This is a genomic window from Afipia sp. GAS231, assembly GCF_900103365.1.
Taxonomy (GTDB): domain Bacteria; phylum Pseudomonadota; class Alphaproteobacteria; order Rhizobiales; family Xanthobacteraceae; genus Bradyrhizobium.
On sequence record NZ_LT629703.1, the window covers coordinates 5,363,526 to 5,378,191 of the forward strand.

A 14,666-nucleotide genomic window follows, 5' to 3' on the forward strand; every position below is an offset into this window, starting at 1 on the left:
TCTGGCCGATCACGGTTCCAGCACGATCGCATGGACCAGCCGGCCATAGTCCGGCTCCTTGCGGTGGACCGAGCGGCGGTAGCTGTAGAAGCGCTCGTCGGAATAGGTGTCGACGCCGATGTCGTCGATCATCAGCACGCCGGCGTTTTCCAGCCGCATCCGGATGAAGCCGGCGAGATCGAACATCGAATGGCCGGATCGTTCGGAAGGAATGAAGAACGCGCCGTGTTCGGCGTCGGCATCCAGGAAGCGTTCGACGAATTCGCTGCCGACTTCATAGGAGTGCTGGCGGATCAGCGGCCCGATCGCCGCGACCGTCGCGCTGCGGTCGGCGCCGAGTTTTTCCATCGCGTCGATGGTGGATTCCAGCACACCGGTCAGCGCGCCCTTCCAGCCGGCATGGGCGGCGCCGATCACCCGCGCCGCAGGGTCGGCAAACAATATCGGTCCGCAATCGGCCGTGGTGACGCCGATCGCGATTCCTTCGGTGCGGGTGACGATGGCGTCGGCGCGCGGCCGCGTCTCGCCTGGCCACGGGCCGGTCGCGACCACGGCGTCCGGCGAATGGACCTGGTGCACGCTGAGAAAGTGTTCCGGGGCGACCCCCATCTGCTCGGCCATCCGGCGGCGATTTTCGATGACATGGGCCGGATCGTCGTTCGAACCGAGGCCGCCGTTGAGACCATGGTAGACTCCGCCGGAGACCCCACCCTCGCGGCTGAAGAAGGCGTGGCGCAGGCCGGGAATGGCCGCGAGCAAGGACGAGCCGAAGGTCATGGCGTGTCGGCCCCGGGCGCCCCGTCGTCGCTGAGGCCTGCGACCGAGGTCAGATGTGGCTCGGTGACGGCCATCACCTTGAACATCGAGCCCATGCCGCCGCGGCCACTGTCGGTGAGCCGCTTCAGCGCGCTGGAAATGTCGGCGGACACCTCCGGCGTGGTCTTGCCCATCAGGGTGACGGCGCGGGTCTCGATGCCGAGCCGCTTGAGGAAATCGCCCTGCGTCGCCGGGCCGTGGACCTTCGCGCCGAGGTCTTCCGCCGCCCGCGTCAGCGCCTGGAAATCGACATGGGCGGTGACGTCGGCCTGTCCGGGATTCTTCAGCGGATCGGCAAAACTGTGACGGGCGATGGCCTGGAAGGTGTCGCCGGCGTCGCTACGCATATGGCCGTAATCGATGATCAGCGCCGCGCCGTCCTGGTCGCGAACCCGTGTCGCGATCTTCATGATCTCGGAATCGGGCCGCCATTCGAACACGGCGCCGACCGGTGCGGCGCGCACCAGCGGCGGCAGCAACACCTCGAAGCGCGGGATCGGCTCGGCGCTGGCGCCGAATACCAGCCTGCCGTTGGCGTCGAGGTTGACCACGCGTTCGTGCCAGCCGGTCTCACGCCTGATCGCCTGATGGATCGGCAGCACGTCGAAATATTCGTTGGCGAGGATCACCGCCGGGCCCTCGGGCACCTCGTCGATGCTGTCATGCCAGGAGATATTGCGAACGCCCGACAATGTCGCCCGCTGCTTTTCGCGCAGCACCGGATTGATCTCGACCAGATGAACGCTGAGCGCCTGGTACAGCGGCGGCAGCACCCGAAGCGCGCGCAACGCATCCGCCATCATGGTGCCGCGGCCGGGGCCGAGCTCGATCAGCCGCAGCATCGGCGGCGAACCGATCGCCTTCCAGACCGACGCCGCCCACAGCCCGAGCAGTTCGCCGAACATCTGGCTCACCTCGGGCGCGGTGGTGAAATCGCCCTCGCGGCCGAGCGGATCGCGCGACACGTAATAGCCGTGCTCGGGATGCAGCAGGCACAGTTCCATGTATCGCCAGACCGGCATCGGTCCCGACGATTTGATCAACTGCTTGATGTCCGACTGCAGCGGCGAAAATTCTGTCACGGCCTGCCTTAAATTGAATTCTAAATATGTTCCGGCGTCTTTCGGCGCCATGCCATCACAATCAGGATGGCTCCGGCAATGATCATTGGCACCGACAACAGCATACCCATAGTCAGGCCGCCCCACAAAAATCCGAGCTGGGGGTCGGGCTCGCGGAAGAATTCGCCCGTAATGCGGGCAAAAGCGTAGATCGCGATGAAGCTGCCGAGGATCAGGCCGGGCCGTTTGAGGGCGCCCATCCGAATCATGACCGCCAGAATCGTGAACAGCAGGATGCCTTCGAGCCCCGCTTCATAGAGCTGGCTGGGGTGGCGCGGCAGCGGGCCGCCGTTCGGGAATACCATTGCCCAGGGTACGCTGTCGTCCGCCGGCCGGCCCCACAGCTCGCTGTTGATGAAGTTGGCGAGCCGTCCGAGGAACAGCCCGATCGGGCCGACCGCGGTGGTGATGTCGCCGAGCGACAGGATCGAGATTCCGTTGTTGCGCGCAAACAGCATCACCGCGGCAACGCAGCCGAGGAAGCCGCCATGGAATGACATGCCGCCGTTCCACAATTGCAAAATCTCGGCCGGGTGCTGCACGAAGAAAGCCGGATTGTAGAACAGCACGTAACCGGTGCGGCCGCCGACGATGATGCCGATCGTCACCCACAGGATGAAATCGTCGAGCTGCAGCAGCGTGATCGGCGCCGGCCCGCCCCACAGCCTCTCCTTCTTCACCAGTGAGCGCGCGTAGATCCAGCCGAGCACGATGCCGCAGATATAGGCCAGCGCGTACCAGCGGATTGCGATCGGCCCGATCTGCAGCGCGATCGGATTGAAGACGGGAAAGGCGATGGTGAGGAACGGCATCGTGCGTCGACGTCTAGGCGTGGAGGTTGCGGCGATAGAGCGCCAGCAGCCGCTCCCAATGCCGCTCGGCGGCGTCGCGGTCGTAGATCGGGCGCTTCGGGAACGCGAATCCGTGATGGGTGCCGGGATAGAGCTCGACCTCGTTCTTGGTGCCCTTCATGCCTTCCTGCACCTTCGCGATGATCTCCGGCGGCGCATAGACGTCGGTTTCGGCGCAGCCGAAATAGAGCTCGGCCTTGGTCTTGCCGGCGGCAAGATGCGGACTGTCGGGCTGGTCGGTCGCCAGTTGCACGCCGTAGATCGACGCCGCCGCCTTGACGCGGTCGGGGAAGTGGGTCGCTGCGTTGACCGCATAACGCCCGCTCATGCAGTAGCCGACGGTGCCGATAATCCTGGTGTTCGCGGCCTGCTGGGTTTCGGCAAAAGCGAGCAGGGCCTTGGTGTCGTCCATGACGAGCGGAATGGTGAGCGAGTGCATCAGTTCGAACATCTTCTTGCGCTCGGGCGATTCCGGATCGGGGTTGATCGGCCCGAGCTCCATGACGCCGGCGCGGTAGTACATGTTTGGCAGCATCACGTAATAGCCCGCCGTGCCGAGACGCCGCGCCATGTCGCGCAGCTCCTCGCGGATCGCCGGTGCGTCCATGTAGAAAATGACGACCGGAAACGGCCCGCCGCGTTCGGGGTGGGTGATGAACGTGGTGGTCTTGCCATCCTTGGTCGCAATGTCGATTTGCTGGTCGATCATGGGCGTTTCTTGCCTGTTATGATTCTGGTTTCTGATTGGGCGCTAAATACGATTGCAAGGAAACCGCAGCATGACAAGGCAAACGGCCATCACATCGGCCTTGAACCGCAACCTTGACCTTTGCCGCCACCTTGACCTTTGCCTTGGCATCACCATTGTCTTGTCAGAAAGTATCTTGGCTGAAGTATTGCCCAGCGAAAACGTGCAGCGACCGGAGCGTTCCAGATGACCCAGACCAGCAATCGGTTTTTCGATGAGATTGGCCGCTTGATGAACGACGCTGCCGGCGCTGCCCAGGGCGTCAAGCGCGAGGTCGATGCCGTGGTCCGCAACCAGGCCGAGCGCATCCTGCGTGACCTCGACCTCGTCAAGCGCGAGGAGTTCGACGTGGTCAAGGACATGGCGCGCCTGGCGCGTGAGGAAAACGAGGCGCTGAAGGCCCGTATCGCGGCCCTGGAAGCCAAGCTCGGCGGGTGACGGCTGCGGGCCCCCAGATGGCAAAAGCCAAGCGCGATCTGCCGGTCATTGCGTTCAAATCGCAACAGGCCTGGGAAGTATGGCTGGCGTCGCAGCCTGCGGATTCCAAGGGGTCGTGGCTCAAGCTGGCCAAGAAATCGTCTGGAATTGCCAGCGTTTCGAGACAGGAAGCGGTCGATACGGCGCTGTGCCATGGCTGGATCGATGGCCAACTTGACGCCTTCGACGGCGAGTTCTGGCTGATCCGCTTCACGCCCCGTCAATCCGCCAGCAAGTGGTCCGAAAAGAACCGCGCGCGGGCACTTGAACTCGTCAAACTGAAGCGAATGCGCCCTGCGGGATTGCGAGAGATTGACCGCGCGAAAAAGGACGGCCGCTGGGACGCCGCCTATGCGCCGCAGAGCACGGCCGAGGTGCCCGACGATCTCCGCGCCGCGCTTTCGAAGGACAAGGGAGCAAAAAGCTTCTTCGAAACGCTCGACGGCGCCAACCGTTACGCGATCCTTTACCGGGTCCACAGCGCCAAAAAGCCGGAGACCCGGACGGCACGGATCGAAAAGTTCGTCGCGATGCTGGCCGAGGGTAAGACGATCCATCCATTGAAGGCCCGAAAACCGGCCTAGCCGACCGGATTCGGCGGCTCGAGGTCCCGTTTGGCACCCCGGATTCAGGGGGAAGGGAGGCAGAAAAATCCCTTCATTTCCTTGTCATTTTGCCCCTTTGAGGCTAAAAGCCCGCCACGTCCGCAGCCCCCGCACCCCTGGAGGCTTGCTGTAGGACGCCCATGGGCCGCGATGCGGCCTTTAACTTTTTAGAAAACAAGGACTTACGACAATGGCGACCGTCAAGGAATTGAAGGCGACCGCGCGTCCGAAGAGCGGCAAGGGGGCCGCCCGGGCAGAGCGTCGCGCCGGGAGAGTGCCCGGAGTGATCTATGGTAACAACCAGCCCCCCACGCCGATCTCGGTCGACGATGCCGAATTGCGCCAGCGCATTCTGGCCGGCCGGTTCCTCACCACGATTTACGACATCGATCTCGAGGGCAAGAAGCATCGCGTGATTCCGCGCGACTTCCATCTCGATCCGGTGCGCGATTTCCCGATCCATGTCGATTTCATGCGGCTCGGTGAAGGCGCGACCATCCGCGTCAGCATTCCCCTGCACGTCGTGAACGGCGAAGCTTCGCCGGGCGTCAAGCGCGGCGGCACCGTCAACGTCGTCACCCACACCATCGACGTGGAATGCTCGGTCGACAACATTCCGCAGTACATCGAGGCCGATGCCAGCACGCTGGAAATCAGCCACTCGCTGCATTTGTCCGACATCAAGCTGCCGACCGGCGTCAAGTCGCTGTCGCGTGAAGACGCGACGCTGGTGACCATCGTGCCGCCGTCCGGTTACGCCGAAGAAATCAAGGCGGCTGCGGCTGCCGCGGCAGGTGGTGCTGCTCCGGCGGCTGGTGCTGCTCCGGCGGCCGGTGCTGCGGCTGCGCCCGCAGCGGGTGCTGCTCCGGCAGCGGGTGCGAAGGCCCCTGCGGCTGGTGCGAAGGCGCCCGCGGCTGCTGCCAAGGCGCCTGGCGGCGACAAGAAGAAGTAAGCGACGCGGGATGCCGCGTCATGCGCCTGTTTGTTGGTCTCGGTAATCCCGGCGGCAAGTACGCAAACAACCGCCACAACATCGGGTTCATGGCCGTCGATGAAATTGCGCGGCGTCATGGTTTCGGACCATGGCGCCGCCGTTTTCACGGCGAGACGTCCGACGGCACGCTCGACGGCGAGAAGGTCGTGCTGCTCAAGCCGACCACCTTCATGAATGAATCCGGCAACGCGGTTCAGGAAGCCGCGAACTTCTTCAAGCTCTCCGCGGGCGACATCACCGTGTTTCAGGACGAACTCGAACTGCCGCCGGCGAAAGTGCGCGTCAAGATCGGCGGCGGCATTGCCGGCCACAACGGGCTGCGCTCGATCTCCTCACATATCGGCAACGAGTATCGCCGGGTGCGGCTCGGGATCGGTCATCCCGGCGTCAAGGAACTGGTGCACAGCCACGTGCTGTCGGATTTCGCCAAGAGCGATCGGCCCTGGGTCGAGGCGCTGTGCGAGGCGGTCGCCGATGCTGCCGCGTTGCTGACCACCGGCCGCGACTCGACGTTTCAGAACAAGGTGCATCTGGCGCTGCAGGCCAGAGGATTTTTCGAGAAGGGCGATGACGGCGCCGCGTAACGCGCCGCCGATCGCCCGCAACCGACTTCAGGACACATTATGGGATTCAAATGCGGTATCGTCGGACTGCCCAATGTCGGCAAGTCGACGCTGTTCAACGCGCTGACCGAGACGGCTGCCGCGCAGGCGGCGAATTATCCGTTCTGCACCATCGAGCCGAATGTCGGCGAAGTCGCGGTGCCGGATGTCAGGCTCGACAAGCTATCTGATATCGCCAAGTCGGCCCAGATCATCCCGACGCGGCTGACCTTCGTCGATATCGCAGGCCTGGTGCGCGGCGCCTCCAAGGGCGAAGGCCTCGGCAACCAGTTCCTCGCCACCATCCGCGAGGTCGATGCGGTCGCGCATGTGGTGCGTTGCTTCGAGGATTCCGACATCACCCATGTCGAAGGCAAGATTGCGCCCTTGGCCGATATCGAGACCATCGAAACCGAGCTGATGCTGGCCGATCTCGACAGCCTCGAGAAGCGGGTCGACAACCTCGCCAAGAAGGCCAAGGGCAACGACAAGGACGCCAAGGAACAGCTCGATCTCGTCAACCGCGCGCTGGTGCTGCTGCGCGAAGGCAAGCCGGCGCGGTTTCTCGAACGCAAGCCGGAAGAAGAGCGCGCCTTCGGCATGCTCGGCCTGCTGACGTCCAAGCCGGTGCTCTACGTCTGCAACGTCGAGGAAGGTTCGGCCAAGGACGGCAACAATTTTTCGAAGCAGGTATTCGAACACGCCAAAAAAGAGGGGGCGGTGGCGGTGGTGATCTCGGCCAAGATCGAATCCGAAATCGCGACCCTGTCACGCGAGGAACGCGCTGATTTCCTCGAGACGCTCGGCCTCGAAGAAGCCGGCCTCGACCGCTTGATCCGCGCCGGCTACCAGTTGCTCGACCTCATCACCTATTTCACTGTTGGCCCGAAAGAAGCGCGCGCCTGGACCATCCACCGCGGCACCAAGGGCCCGGCGGCGGCCGGTGTGATCCATACCGATTTCGAAAAGGGCTTTATCCGCGCCGAAACCATCGCCTATGCCGACTATATCGCGCTCGGCGGCGAAGCCGGCGCCCGCGACGGCGGCAAGTTGCGGCTGGAAGGCAAGGAATACGTCGTCGCCGACGGCGACGTGATGCATTTTAGATTTAATACCTAGGGTAATTTCGTTCACTCTGTCCGTCATGCCCGGCCTTGTGCCGGGCATCCACGTCTTGCGGCAAGGAAGACGTGGATGGCCGGGTCAAGCCCGGCCATGACGAACTTGGGCTTACCGCATCTGCCCCTGATCCCGGATCGCGCCGAGATGCTCGTTGATGCGGAACACGATCAGGATGAATTCCGCGACGATGCGCGAGAACACGATGCCGACGACGACGCCGGCGATCGAGGACAACAGCAGGATGAATCCGCCGAACGGACTGATCGCCATCGCGGCCAGGCCTGAAAAGATCCCGGAGATGCCGAACAGGATGATCAAGCCGATCACCAGCCAGTAGAACGTCTTGATGATCGTGGGCGTGATGAAGCGGTCCCACTGAAACAGATCCTGAAAATCGAACATCGGTGGTTCTCCCGGCGATGCAAAAATGATTCGTGTCCAGCCTGGTTCGTTGCAGCACAGGGCCTAGCCCCGAACAGGGCCTTGAGCAAGCCAGCGAACGAGCCATGCAAGTGGACGGGTTGAGATTGCTGCAAATAACGGCCACAATCGGGCTTCTCCGCCATAAATCCTCAATCCGAATTCGCGGCCCAAAACCTCCAGTCATGACAACGCTCACCTTCGAAGATTTCAAGCCCGGCCATTTCGGCACCTATGGCCCGCGCCATGTCACGCGCGAGGAGATTTTGGCTTTCGCCGCCGAATACGACCCGCAGCCGATGCATCTGGACGAAGAGGCAGCGAAGGCCTCGATGCTGAAGGGCCTGTCCGGCTCGGGCTGGCACCTTTGCTCGCTCTTGATGCGGATGATGTTCGACGGCTTCATCGGCCGCACCGCATCGATGGGCTCGCCCGGCGTCAACGAGATGCGCTGGCTGGCGCCGCTGCGGCCCGGCGACGACCTGACGGCCGACGTCGAGGTCGAGGAAGCCAGGATTTCGCGCAGCCGGCCGGATACCGGCATCGTGACGTTCAAGAGTGTGGTCCGCAACGCGGCCGGGGTGACGCTGTGCGAGATGGTGTCGCCGATCATGGTGCGCCGTCGCACCGACGCGGCGGCGGAGTAGGCCCGATGCGTTTCTTTGAGGACATGGAGATCGGAGCGCGGCGCGAGATCGGCTCGTTCACCTTCACGGCCGAACTGATCAAGAAATTCGCCGCGCAATTCGATCCGCAGGCCTTTCACCTCGACGAGGAGGCGGGCCGCAAATCCCTGTTCGGCGGGTTGGCCGCGTCAGGCTGGCACGTCGGTTCGGTGTGCATGAAGCTGATGGTGGCCGACGGTCAACGCATGATCAGGGAGGCGGCCGCGCGCGGCGAGCAGATCGCGGTCTGGGGGCCGTCGCCGGGTTTTCGCGAGCTGCGCTGGATCAAGCCGGTATTGGCCGGCGACACGATCAGCTTCAGCAGCGTCATCGAATCCAAGCGCACATCGGAGAAGCGGCCGGAATGGGGCATCCTGCAGGCCCGCAATACCGGCACCAACCAGCGCGGCGAGTTGGTCTACTCATTCCTGGCGACCGCCTTCGTGCCGCGAAGGAATCAGGGTTGAAAATATTTGCCGGGTATGTCGGCTTGTATGGCGCCAACATGGTTACCGAATGCGCCGTTAATCGATTGGTATTGATGAATCCGTGGAACGGTTTATTCGCTAACGCATTGTGAACTTTATCTCTGCCATATCGGTCCCAGGGAAAGCATCGGGGGGATGACCATGGCAGATCGCAGCGGCCTGAAATTCGTCGGCTTTATCTTCGCAACCATCACCGTTGCGGTGATGCTGACCGCCGCCACGGTGGTGAAAACCTATGCCGACGGCGGCTATTCGCTCGAGAGCACCACGGTCGCCAGCGAATAGTCCGAGAATTCGCCAACCACAGGCGTGGATTCGCAGGCTTGGGTTCGGCGAAAATTCCGCCGGGCCATCAGCGGCTCCAGAGCAATCCCATCACCACCACGAATATCAGCAGCAGTCCGACGAACCGGACCATGATGCTGGCCATGTTGTGCTGTGAATGCTGCAACGGAATCGGATCTGCGTTGTCCGGCCGGACGCTTTCCATCAATATATCCCCAAAATTCCAGCCCATCCCCATCCGAGGCGAGGGCGCCTGCTGTTGGTCGCAGTTCACAGCCGGCAAGTTCAAATCGATTTGGCTCTAGTCTTTTGTTTGGCGCGCTTGTTGATGTGAACCTGTGTCCACATCACTGGAATACGCTGCAAACGAAACCGCCGCGCTCCATTAGCAGGAGGCGGCGGCAGGTCAAGTCTTGACGACGCGGCGTTTAGCTGTTGCGCAAACCGTCGGCGGCGCGCTTCCACTGCGTGACGTTGTCGGCGATCATGCGCGTCGACTTCATCGCGGCCTGGCTGAGCTGTGCGTAGCCCGAGATCTCGCGCTGGACGCGCTGGCCTTCGGCATGCAGCAGGTCGCGCAGGCTTTCGAGTTCCGAAATCAGCTTCTCGATTTCCGCCAGCGAGGTTCCGGCGACGCGCTGGATCAGCGAGTTGACACTGTTGACGGTGGCCTCGGCGGTTGCATCGAGCGGCACGGTTTCCGCTGCCGTCGCCGGCGGACGGCGCAGATAGGCAATGTCGTTACGGACGAAATCCCGAATGCCGGCCTCGACCTCGGATACGGCGGCGAGATTGCTGTCGACTTCCGTGTTTGGCTCAATCTCTTCGGAACGAATGGTAGCGTTCATCGGCTATTCCTCTGTTTCGCATCTAAGCGAGCGCGGACGTCCCCCGCACGACGAAGTGGTACGGGGCCATCTGGACTGCCGATTTTGACCGCATCTGGGCCAATATGCGGCAATGCTGGATCATTCCTGGGAGATGGCCGGAAAAGGAAGCGATTCAGCAGGAAGAACTGCGCCTACCAGCTGCGCTTGAAGCCGGCGCTGAGGCTCTTGTTGATGGCGCCCGTCGAGGTCTCGCCGACCGAGCCCGAAATGGTGACGCCGTCGAACAGCTTCTGCTCGGCGCCGACCTTGCGCAGCCACTTGTCGTCGTTGCTGGACAGCGTCTGTCCCGCCACAAAGCTGGTGCCGGTGTCGGTGACGCTCAGCTTTGCCGACTGGTCGGTTTCGTAGGAGCGGGCCGGGCGGCTGACGATGCCGGGCACCGGCACGATGCCCTGCTGGATCACATTGTAGTCGTTCTTCAATGTCAGCGAATATTGCTCGCTGAGCGGCACCGATTTGCTCAGGGAGGTGCCGAGCTTGGACTGCTCCTGGCCGGGATCGACGCGGGCTTCCACCGCGGTCTTGTCCCAGATCGAGGCCACGCCGGGAGCGGTAATGGCGGCCCAGGCGGTGCCGGAGGATTGCTGCAGGTTGCCGCCATTGGAAAGCTTTTCCGACAGCGCTTCGGACGTCGTCAGCGTGCCCTGGCGCGCGACCGTCATGTCGGCGCCGACGCGCGCGTCCCAGAACGGCGTGACGGATTGCTTGACCGACACCGCCGCAGCGCCGTTCGGCTTGGCGTTATTCGACCAGGTGGCGTCTGCGTTCGCGCCCTTCGGCGCGGCGCGGCCCTTCAGGGCCGGCCCGGTCAAGGTCGAGGCGTCGACATTGAGCTGGCTCCAGTCGAGCTTGCTGACGTCGATGTCCTTCAGGATGTCGGTGTCGTTGACATCGGGAGCGGCAGCAGCCTCTTCCGCCGCGGGCATTTCCGCATCTTTCTCGGCCGGCGGCGTCTGCGCCGCTGCCGCCAGCACTGAAAACACGCTGAAGCCGGCCACCAGCGTCAGCAGCCTCGTTCGGCGATATATTGTCGTGGGATTCATTGCCCGCCTGCATTCCAAGTCTCGCCAAGAATGCGTTCGCTCTGTTGCGAAATTATGGCGAGGCCGCGTGACGGGCGAATAGCCAGGCCATCCACGTCTGTCTTGGGGCTGGAAAAGACGAGACGTGGATGTCCGGCGTCGCCGACAGGTCCACGCCGCGTGCACAAGGCAGGCAGCGGTGACCCGGGCAAGTCGAAGGCGAGATTCCCTAGACCGCCATGCGCGGCAGGTGGATCGGGTAGCCGATGGTCTGCTCGACGAGATCAAACGTGTCGACCAGAACGCGGAAATTGGTCAGCTTGCCGGCCCTGAACTGCGCGAAATGCGCGATCCGCAGGCTGATCGGCTTGTTGGAATCCAGCGCTGTCAGCGAATAGCGCATCATCGAGGAGGCGGAATCCACCCCCAGCATGATCGATTCGCGGTCGAAGCGATGGACGCGGACGTTCTCGGCGATCTGCCTGATCACCTCGATCACGGCCGCTTTGCCGCGACGTGATCCGAAGAATGGAAACATGTCGATCGGCCCATAGATCGCCCAGTCGACGTCGTCGTCGAGCAGGGCTTCGAGGTCGGCGGGCTGGCGTTCATTGATCGCGCGATGCAACGCGCGCGAAAAACGCCAGAGACTGTGCTCTGTCATTTGGGTGGTCCCTGAACTGGATTTCAAAAACAGCGACGCGCCCAAATGAGCGTCTTCATCGACGCCGGGCGGGTTGGCCTAATTCGTTAGTGTACTAACAATAGGTGTTCTTTGTTAAAGTACAATTGACGTTTCTGCATTGCACAAATGCGGCGATTTCAGTCATTTACGCGTGATTTAGCGGCGTTAAGCGCTTGTTTAACGGTCCCGGCGGGCCACCGGCTCACGCTCGATGGCGATTTCGGCATCGCGGATGGCGATCACGCCGAACAGCAAAGCGCCCCCGATTCCGCCGATGGCGGCGCCGAGCGGCATGAAGGTGAAGAACACCAGCATCCCGCTATAGCCTTCAAAACTCGTGGTTTTAAAGATTTCAACCCAGGCGAGACCCGCCCCGATACCGAGCGCCGCGCCCCCCAGGGCGCCCAGCGCCAAACCCAACAGAGCCAGCAACGCGATCTTCATATGTTCTTCTTGTCCGGAAACAGCCTTGTGGTGTGTCACGGAGGGGGCGGAGAGGTTCAATGCGGAGGGGAGAATATGTGAGGTGCTCTGTCGCGCGCCGAACCGTCATCGTCATTCCGGGGCTCGCGAAGCGAGAACCTCAGATGCGCAATTGCGCATCGGGGAATCTCGAACTTCCCCGATGCGCAATCGCGCATCTGAGGTCTGGTCCTTCGGACCATCCCGGAACGACGGCGGAGCTAAATCTCTTCCGGCTTCCCGGTCAGCACCGCGCTGACGTCGCGCTCCAGCACCTGCTCGACGAGATCAAACGTGTCGATGACCTCGCGGATCTCGGCGATCAGTCCGTCGCGCAGCGTGAAGAACGTGGCGATGTCGAACTGCACCACCCGCCGGTTGCTGCGCTTGCGGAAGAACACGCGAAGATGCGCGGCGACCTTGTCGCCCTCGGCGACGATGATCGGCACCTCACAGCGCATGTCGGTATAGCGGCGGTGCACGGCGGTCCACATCTCGCGCATCGCGGCCTTGCCCTGGCGATGGCCCATATGCGGCAGCAGGTCGACCGGCGCGTTGGCGGTGAACGCGATGTCGTCGGTGCAGCGTGCCAGCGCGCCTTCGATATCGCCGGAATAGAATATATGGAGGTGGTTCAGCACGCGCTGACGGTTGAGCTCCGCGGTCATCCGCTTTTTTTCTCCGCCGGTAGTGGGCCCGGCTCTTGCGGCCGGTTTCAGGGCCCGCGCAATAGCACGGCGATTATTCCGCAAAGGTAATCATCGCACCGTCACTGCTGGCTCAAGAACGGTTAACGGCGGTTAGGAGTACTTTTTTGATAACGTCTTGGCCGGCTCGGCCGGTTGCTTTCGTCATTGCCGGGCTTGACCCGGCAATCCATCGCCTTCGACTGAATCATTGCGAAGCGGATGGATATGCGGGTCAAGCCCGCGTATCACGAGTTGAGCGTTGCGGGCAATCACGGGCAATCACGGGCAATCACAGGCAACTGCAGGGAACTTCATTCCGCAACTGCCGTTATCGATGCGACATCCATCCCGGAGACATCGCATCATGAAAACCCCCGCCGCCATTTTCGCCATCGCCGCACTCGCGATCGTTGCCGCTTCGCCGGCGGATGCCAAGGGCTGCCTGAAGGGCGCCGTGGTCGGCGGCGTCGCCGGTCACTATGCCGGACACCACGGCGTGCTCGGCGCCGTCGCCGGCTGCGCCTATGGGCGCCATCGCGCCAACGAGCAAGGCCGCCAGCAGGACCAGCATCGCCAGACCCAGGCGCCGGCGGGGCAGGAGAAGCTGTAAGAGCCTCTGTCCGCGTCATTGCGAGCGAAGCGACTTGTCCGCTGAAGCTCAAAGAGGGAGCGCGGAAGCAATCCATCTTGCCGCAGCAAGAAAGATGGATTGCGTCGTCGCTTCGCTCCTCGCAATGACGGCCGATGGCTCCCGGCGGAACCAGCCGCCCGCCATCCGCGTTGTCCTTCTCCGTGAACAACGGAGAACCGCATGACGAAACCGGCGACATCAGCCCTCACGCCCGTTCCCCATGACAACCAGAGCCACAAGGGCCCGGGCAGCGCGCCCGACGTTCCCCTCGACACCACCAAGGGCCATCGCGACGACGAGAAGCACAACATTCGCGAGCAGGCCGCGCACGGCAATCTCGTGCAGAACACCAGCCACCGCCGCTCCGGGTGAGGGCGGCAGCGTCCGACAGAAAACGCTTTTCCGATTCACATTTCAAACAGCCCGTTCCGTCATTGCGAGCGAAGCGAAGCAATCCATTCTTTCTTTTCGCGGCAAGATGGATTGCTTCGCTGCGCTCGCAATGACGATGAAGCAAATGCGCCAATATCCTCGCGGCGCGATGCGCCCGAGCTATGGCTGAAAATCTCGTCCCTCGAAAATGGAGGGGCGCAGGGAAAGCCGGGTACACGCTGTACCCGCGGTCTCATGTGCGATGTGCATCAAAAAATGCTGCACATGAGCATACAGGTTCAGCGGAGGCACTCCGACTTTCCCTGCGCAATGGTTTGACGGCTTATGCCGCGCTCGCCCCGGCGACGAATTCCTTTTTGTCACCGTCGCTGACGGATTAAGGCCGATCGAAACCCGGTCGGGTTCGACAACCTCCGGCAGCTTGACATCAGCAACGGATGCCGGGCCCACACGGTTTTGCCGTACGCAGCAACCTGTCTTCGCCGAAAGGCTCCGCCAGGTTATGGCGCCGTTCGTCTGCATGTGGTCATCGCTCACAGGCAAAGCCCGCCCTGCAATTCCCGTTCACGCCGACGCTGCCGCGTCCACCGCATCCCGCCCCGCGTTTCTGACGATCCGGATACGCCCCTCGTGTGGGACAGGATGGCGGATTTCTACGCTTGATTTGGGGGAATCGCGAAGCGGAATATTTTCGCGCGGA

Annotated in this window: 21 protein-coding genes; 10 read left to right on the plus strand and 11 right to left on the minus strand. The window is 62.6% G+C overall.

Features of this window, described 5'->3' with window-relative positions; translation table 11 throughout:
• Positions 1–9: 9 nt before the first annotated feature.
• The 4 genes from pgeF to BLS26_RS25370 are packed head-to-tail and all read right to left on the minus strand — an operon-like array spanning position 10 to position 3,497.
• On the minus strand, positions 10–777 hold the full coding sequence (gene pgeF, locus BLS26_RS25355) for a peptidoglycan editing factor PgeF (RefSeq protein WP_092515309.1): 768 nt from the start codon (positions 775–777) through the stop codon (positions 10–12).
• Positions 774–1,898, minus strand: coding sequence for a class I SAM-dependent methyltransferase (locus tag BLS26_RS25360; RefSeq protein ID WP_092515310.1), 1,125 nt, complete (start codon positions 1,896–1,898; stop codon positions 774–776). The genes pgeF and BLS26_RS25360 overlap by 4 nt, the downstream gene beginning before the upstream one ends.
• A 20-nt stretch (positions 1,899–1,918) precedes the next feature.
• A complete protein-coding gene (gene lgt, locus BLS26_RS25365) occupies positions 1,919–2,749 on the minus strand; it encodes a prolipoprotein diacylglyceryl transferase (protein WP_092515311.1) in 831 nt (276 codons plus the stop codon).
• Positions 2,750–2,762: 13 nt separating this feature from the next.
• On the minus strand, positions 2,763–3,497 hold the full coding sequence (locus BLS26_RS25370) for a dienelactone hydrolase family protein (RefSeq protein WP_092515312.1): 735 nt from the start codon (positions 3,495–3,497) through the stop codon (positions 2,763–2,765).
• Positions 3,498–3,722: 225 nt separating this feature from the next.
• Here BLS26_RS25370 and BLS26_RS25375 point away from each other — a divergent pair, with 225 nt between their 5' ends.
• From BLS26_RS25375 to ychF, 5 genes are all read left to right on the plus strand, one after another.
• Positions 3,723–3,974 carry an accessory factor UbiK family protein gene (locus BLS26_RS25375; RefSeq protein ID WP_092515313.1) on the plus strand — a complete coding sequence of 84 codons (252 nt, stop codon included), beginning with the start codon at positions 3,723–3,725 and terminating at the stop codon, positions 3,972–3,974.
• Between the two features lie 17 nt (positions 3,975–3,991).
• Positions 3,992–4,597, plus strand: coding sequence for a YdeI family protein (locus tag BLS26_RS25380; RefSeq protein ID WP_092515314.1), 606 nt, complete (start codon positions 3,992–3,994; stop codon positions 4,595–4,597).
• Positions 4,598–4,808: 211 nt separating this feature from the next.
• Positions 4,809–5,570: a 50S ribosomal protein L25/general stress protein Ctc gene (locus BLS26_RS25385; protein WP_092515315.1), complete on the plus strand. Its 762-nt coding sequence runs from the start codon at positions 4,809–4,811 to the stop codon at positions 5,568–5,570.
• Between the two features lie 20 nt (positions 5,571–5,590).
• Positions 5,591–6,196 carry an aminoacyl-tRNA hydrolase gene (gene pth, locus BLS26_RS25390; RefSeq protein WP_092515316.1) on the plus strand — a complete coding sequence of 202 codons (606 nt, stop codon included), beginning with the start codon at positions 5,591–5,593 and terminating at the stop codon, positions 6,194–6,196.
• Between the two features lie 39 nt (positions 6,197–6,235).
• A complete protein-coding gene (gene ychF, locus BLS26_RS25395) occupies positions 6,236–7,333 on the plus strand; it encodes a redox-regulated ATPase YchF (protein ID WP_092515317.1) in 1,098 nt (365 codons plus the stop codon).
• 111 nt (positions 7,334–7,444) lie between these two features.
• Here the strand turns inward: ychF and BLS26_RS25400 are convergent, their stop codons facing one another.
• Positions 7,445–7,738 carry a DUF4282 domain-containing protein gene (locus tag BLS26_RS25400; RefSeq protein ID WP_092515318.1) on the minus strand — a complete coding sequence of 98 codons (294 nt, stop codon included), beginning with the start codon at positions 7,736–7,738 and terminating at the stop codon, positions 7,445–7,447.
• A gap of 203 nt (positions 7,739–7,941) precedes the next feature.
• Here BLS26_RS25400 and BLS26_RS25405 point away from each other — a divergent pair, with 203 nt between their 5' ends.
• The 3 genes from BLS26_RS25405 (at position 7,942) to BLS26_RS36370 (ending at position 9,194) form a co-directional block, all read left to right on the plus strand.
• Positions 7,942–8,403, plus strand: coding sequence for a MaoC family dehydratase (locus tag BLS26_RS25405; protein WP_092515319.1), 462 nt, complete (start codon positions 7,942–7,944; stop codon positions 8,401–8,403).
• A gap of 5 nt (positions 8,404–8,408) precedes the next feature.
• The gene (locus BLS26_RS25410) at positions 8,409–8,888 is read left to right on the plus strand and encodes a MaoC family dehydratase (protein ID WP_092515320.1); all 480 of its coding nucleotides are present in this window, start codon (positions 8,409–8,411) and stop codon (positions 8,886–8,888) included.
• A 162-nt stretch (positions 8,889–9,050) separates the two neighbouring features.
• Positions 9,051–9,194, plus strand: a complete 144-nt coding sequence (locus tag BLS26_RS36370; protein ID WP_172804690.1) for a hypothetical protein — start codon at positions 9,051–9,053, stop codon at positions 9,192–9,194.
• Between the two features lie 67 nt (positions 9,195–9,261).
• Here BLS26_RS36370 and BLS26_RS36375 read toward each other — a convergent pair whose 3' ends face one another.
• The 6 genes from BLS26_RS36375 to BLS26_RS25435 form a co-directional block, all read right to left on the minus strand.
• Complete coding sequence (locus BLS26_RS36375; protein WP_172804691.1) at positions 9,262–9,399, minus strand: hypothetical protein; 138 nt, start codon at positions 9,397–9,399, stop codon at positions 9,262–9,264.
• Between the two features lie 223 nt (positions 9,400–9,622).
• Complete coding sequence (locus BLS26_RS25415) at positions 9,623–10,042, minus strand: hypothetical protein (RefSeq protein WP_092515321.1); 420 nt, start codon at positions 10,040–10,042, stop codon at positions 9,623–9,625.
• 173 nt (positions 10,043–10,215) lie between these two features.
• Positions 10,216–11,127, minus strand: coding sequence for a hypothetical protein (locus BLS26_RS25420; protein WP_092515322.1), 912 nt, complete (start codon positions 11,125–11,127; stop codon positions 10,216–10,218).
• Between the two features lie 208 nt (positions 11,128–11,335).
• Complete coding sequence (locus tag BLS26_RS25425) at positions 11,336–11,770, minus strand: nuclear transport factor 2 family protein (protein ID WP_092515323.1); 435 nt, start codon at positions 11,768–11,770, stop codon at positions 11,336–11,338.
• Between the two features lie 198 nt (positions 11,771–11,968).
• Positions 11,969–12,235 (minus strand): hypothetical protein, encoded by a 267-nt coding sequence (locus BLS26_RS25430; RefSeq protein WP_092515324.1) that lies wholly within the window; start codon positions 12,233–12,235, stop codon positions 11,969–11,971.
• Between the two features lie 239 nt (positions 12,236–12,474).
• Positions 12,475–12,921, minus strand: coding sequence for a nuclear transport factor 2 family protein (locus tag BLS26_RS25435; protein WP_092515325.1), 447 nt, complete (start codon positions 12,919–12,921; stop codon positions 12,475–12,477).
• 385 nt (positions 12,922–13,306) lie between these two features.
• On the opposite strand from BLS26_RS25435, the gene BLS26_RS25440 reads away from it, so the two are divergent.
• Together BLS26_RS25440 and BLS26_RS25445 are read left to right on the plus strand one after the other, a co-directional pair.
• The gene (locus BLS26_RS25440; protein ID WP_092515326.1) at positions 13,307–13,552 is read left to right on the plus strand and encodes a hypothetical protein; all 246 of its coding nucleotides are present in this window, start codon (positions 13,307–13,309) and stop codon (positions 13,550–13,552) included.
• Positions 13,553–13,753: 201 nt separating this feature from the next.
• Positions 13,754–13,945 (plus strand): hypothetical protein, encoded by a 192-nt coding sequence (locus tag BLS26_RS25445; RefSeq protein WP_092515327.1) that lies wholly within the window; start codon positions 13,754–13,756, stop codon positions 13,943–13,945.
• The last annotated feature ends 721 nt before the right edge of the window (positions 13,946–14,666 follow it).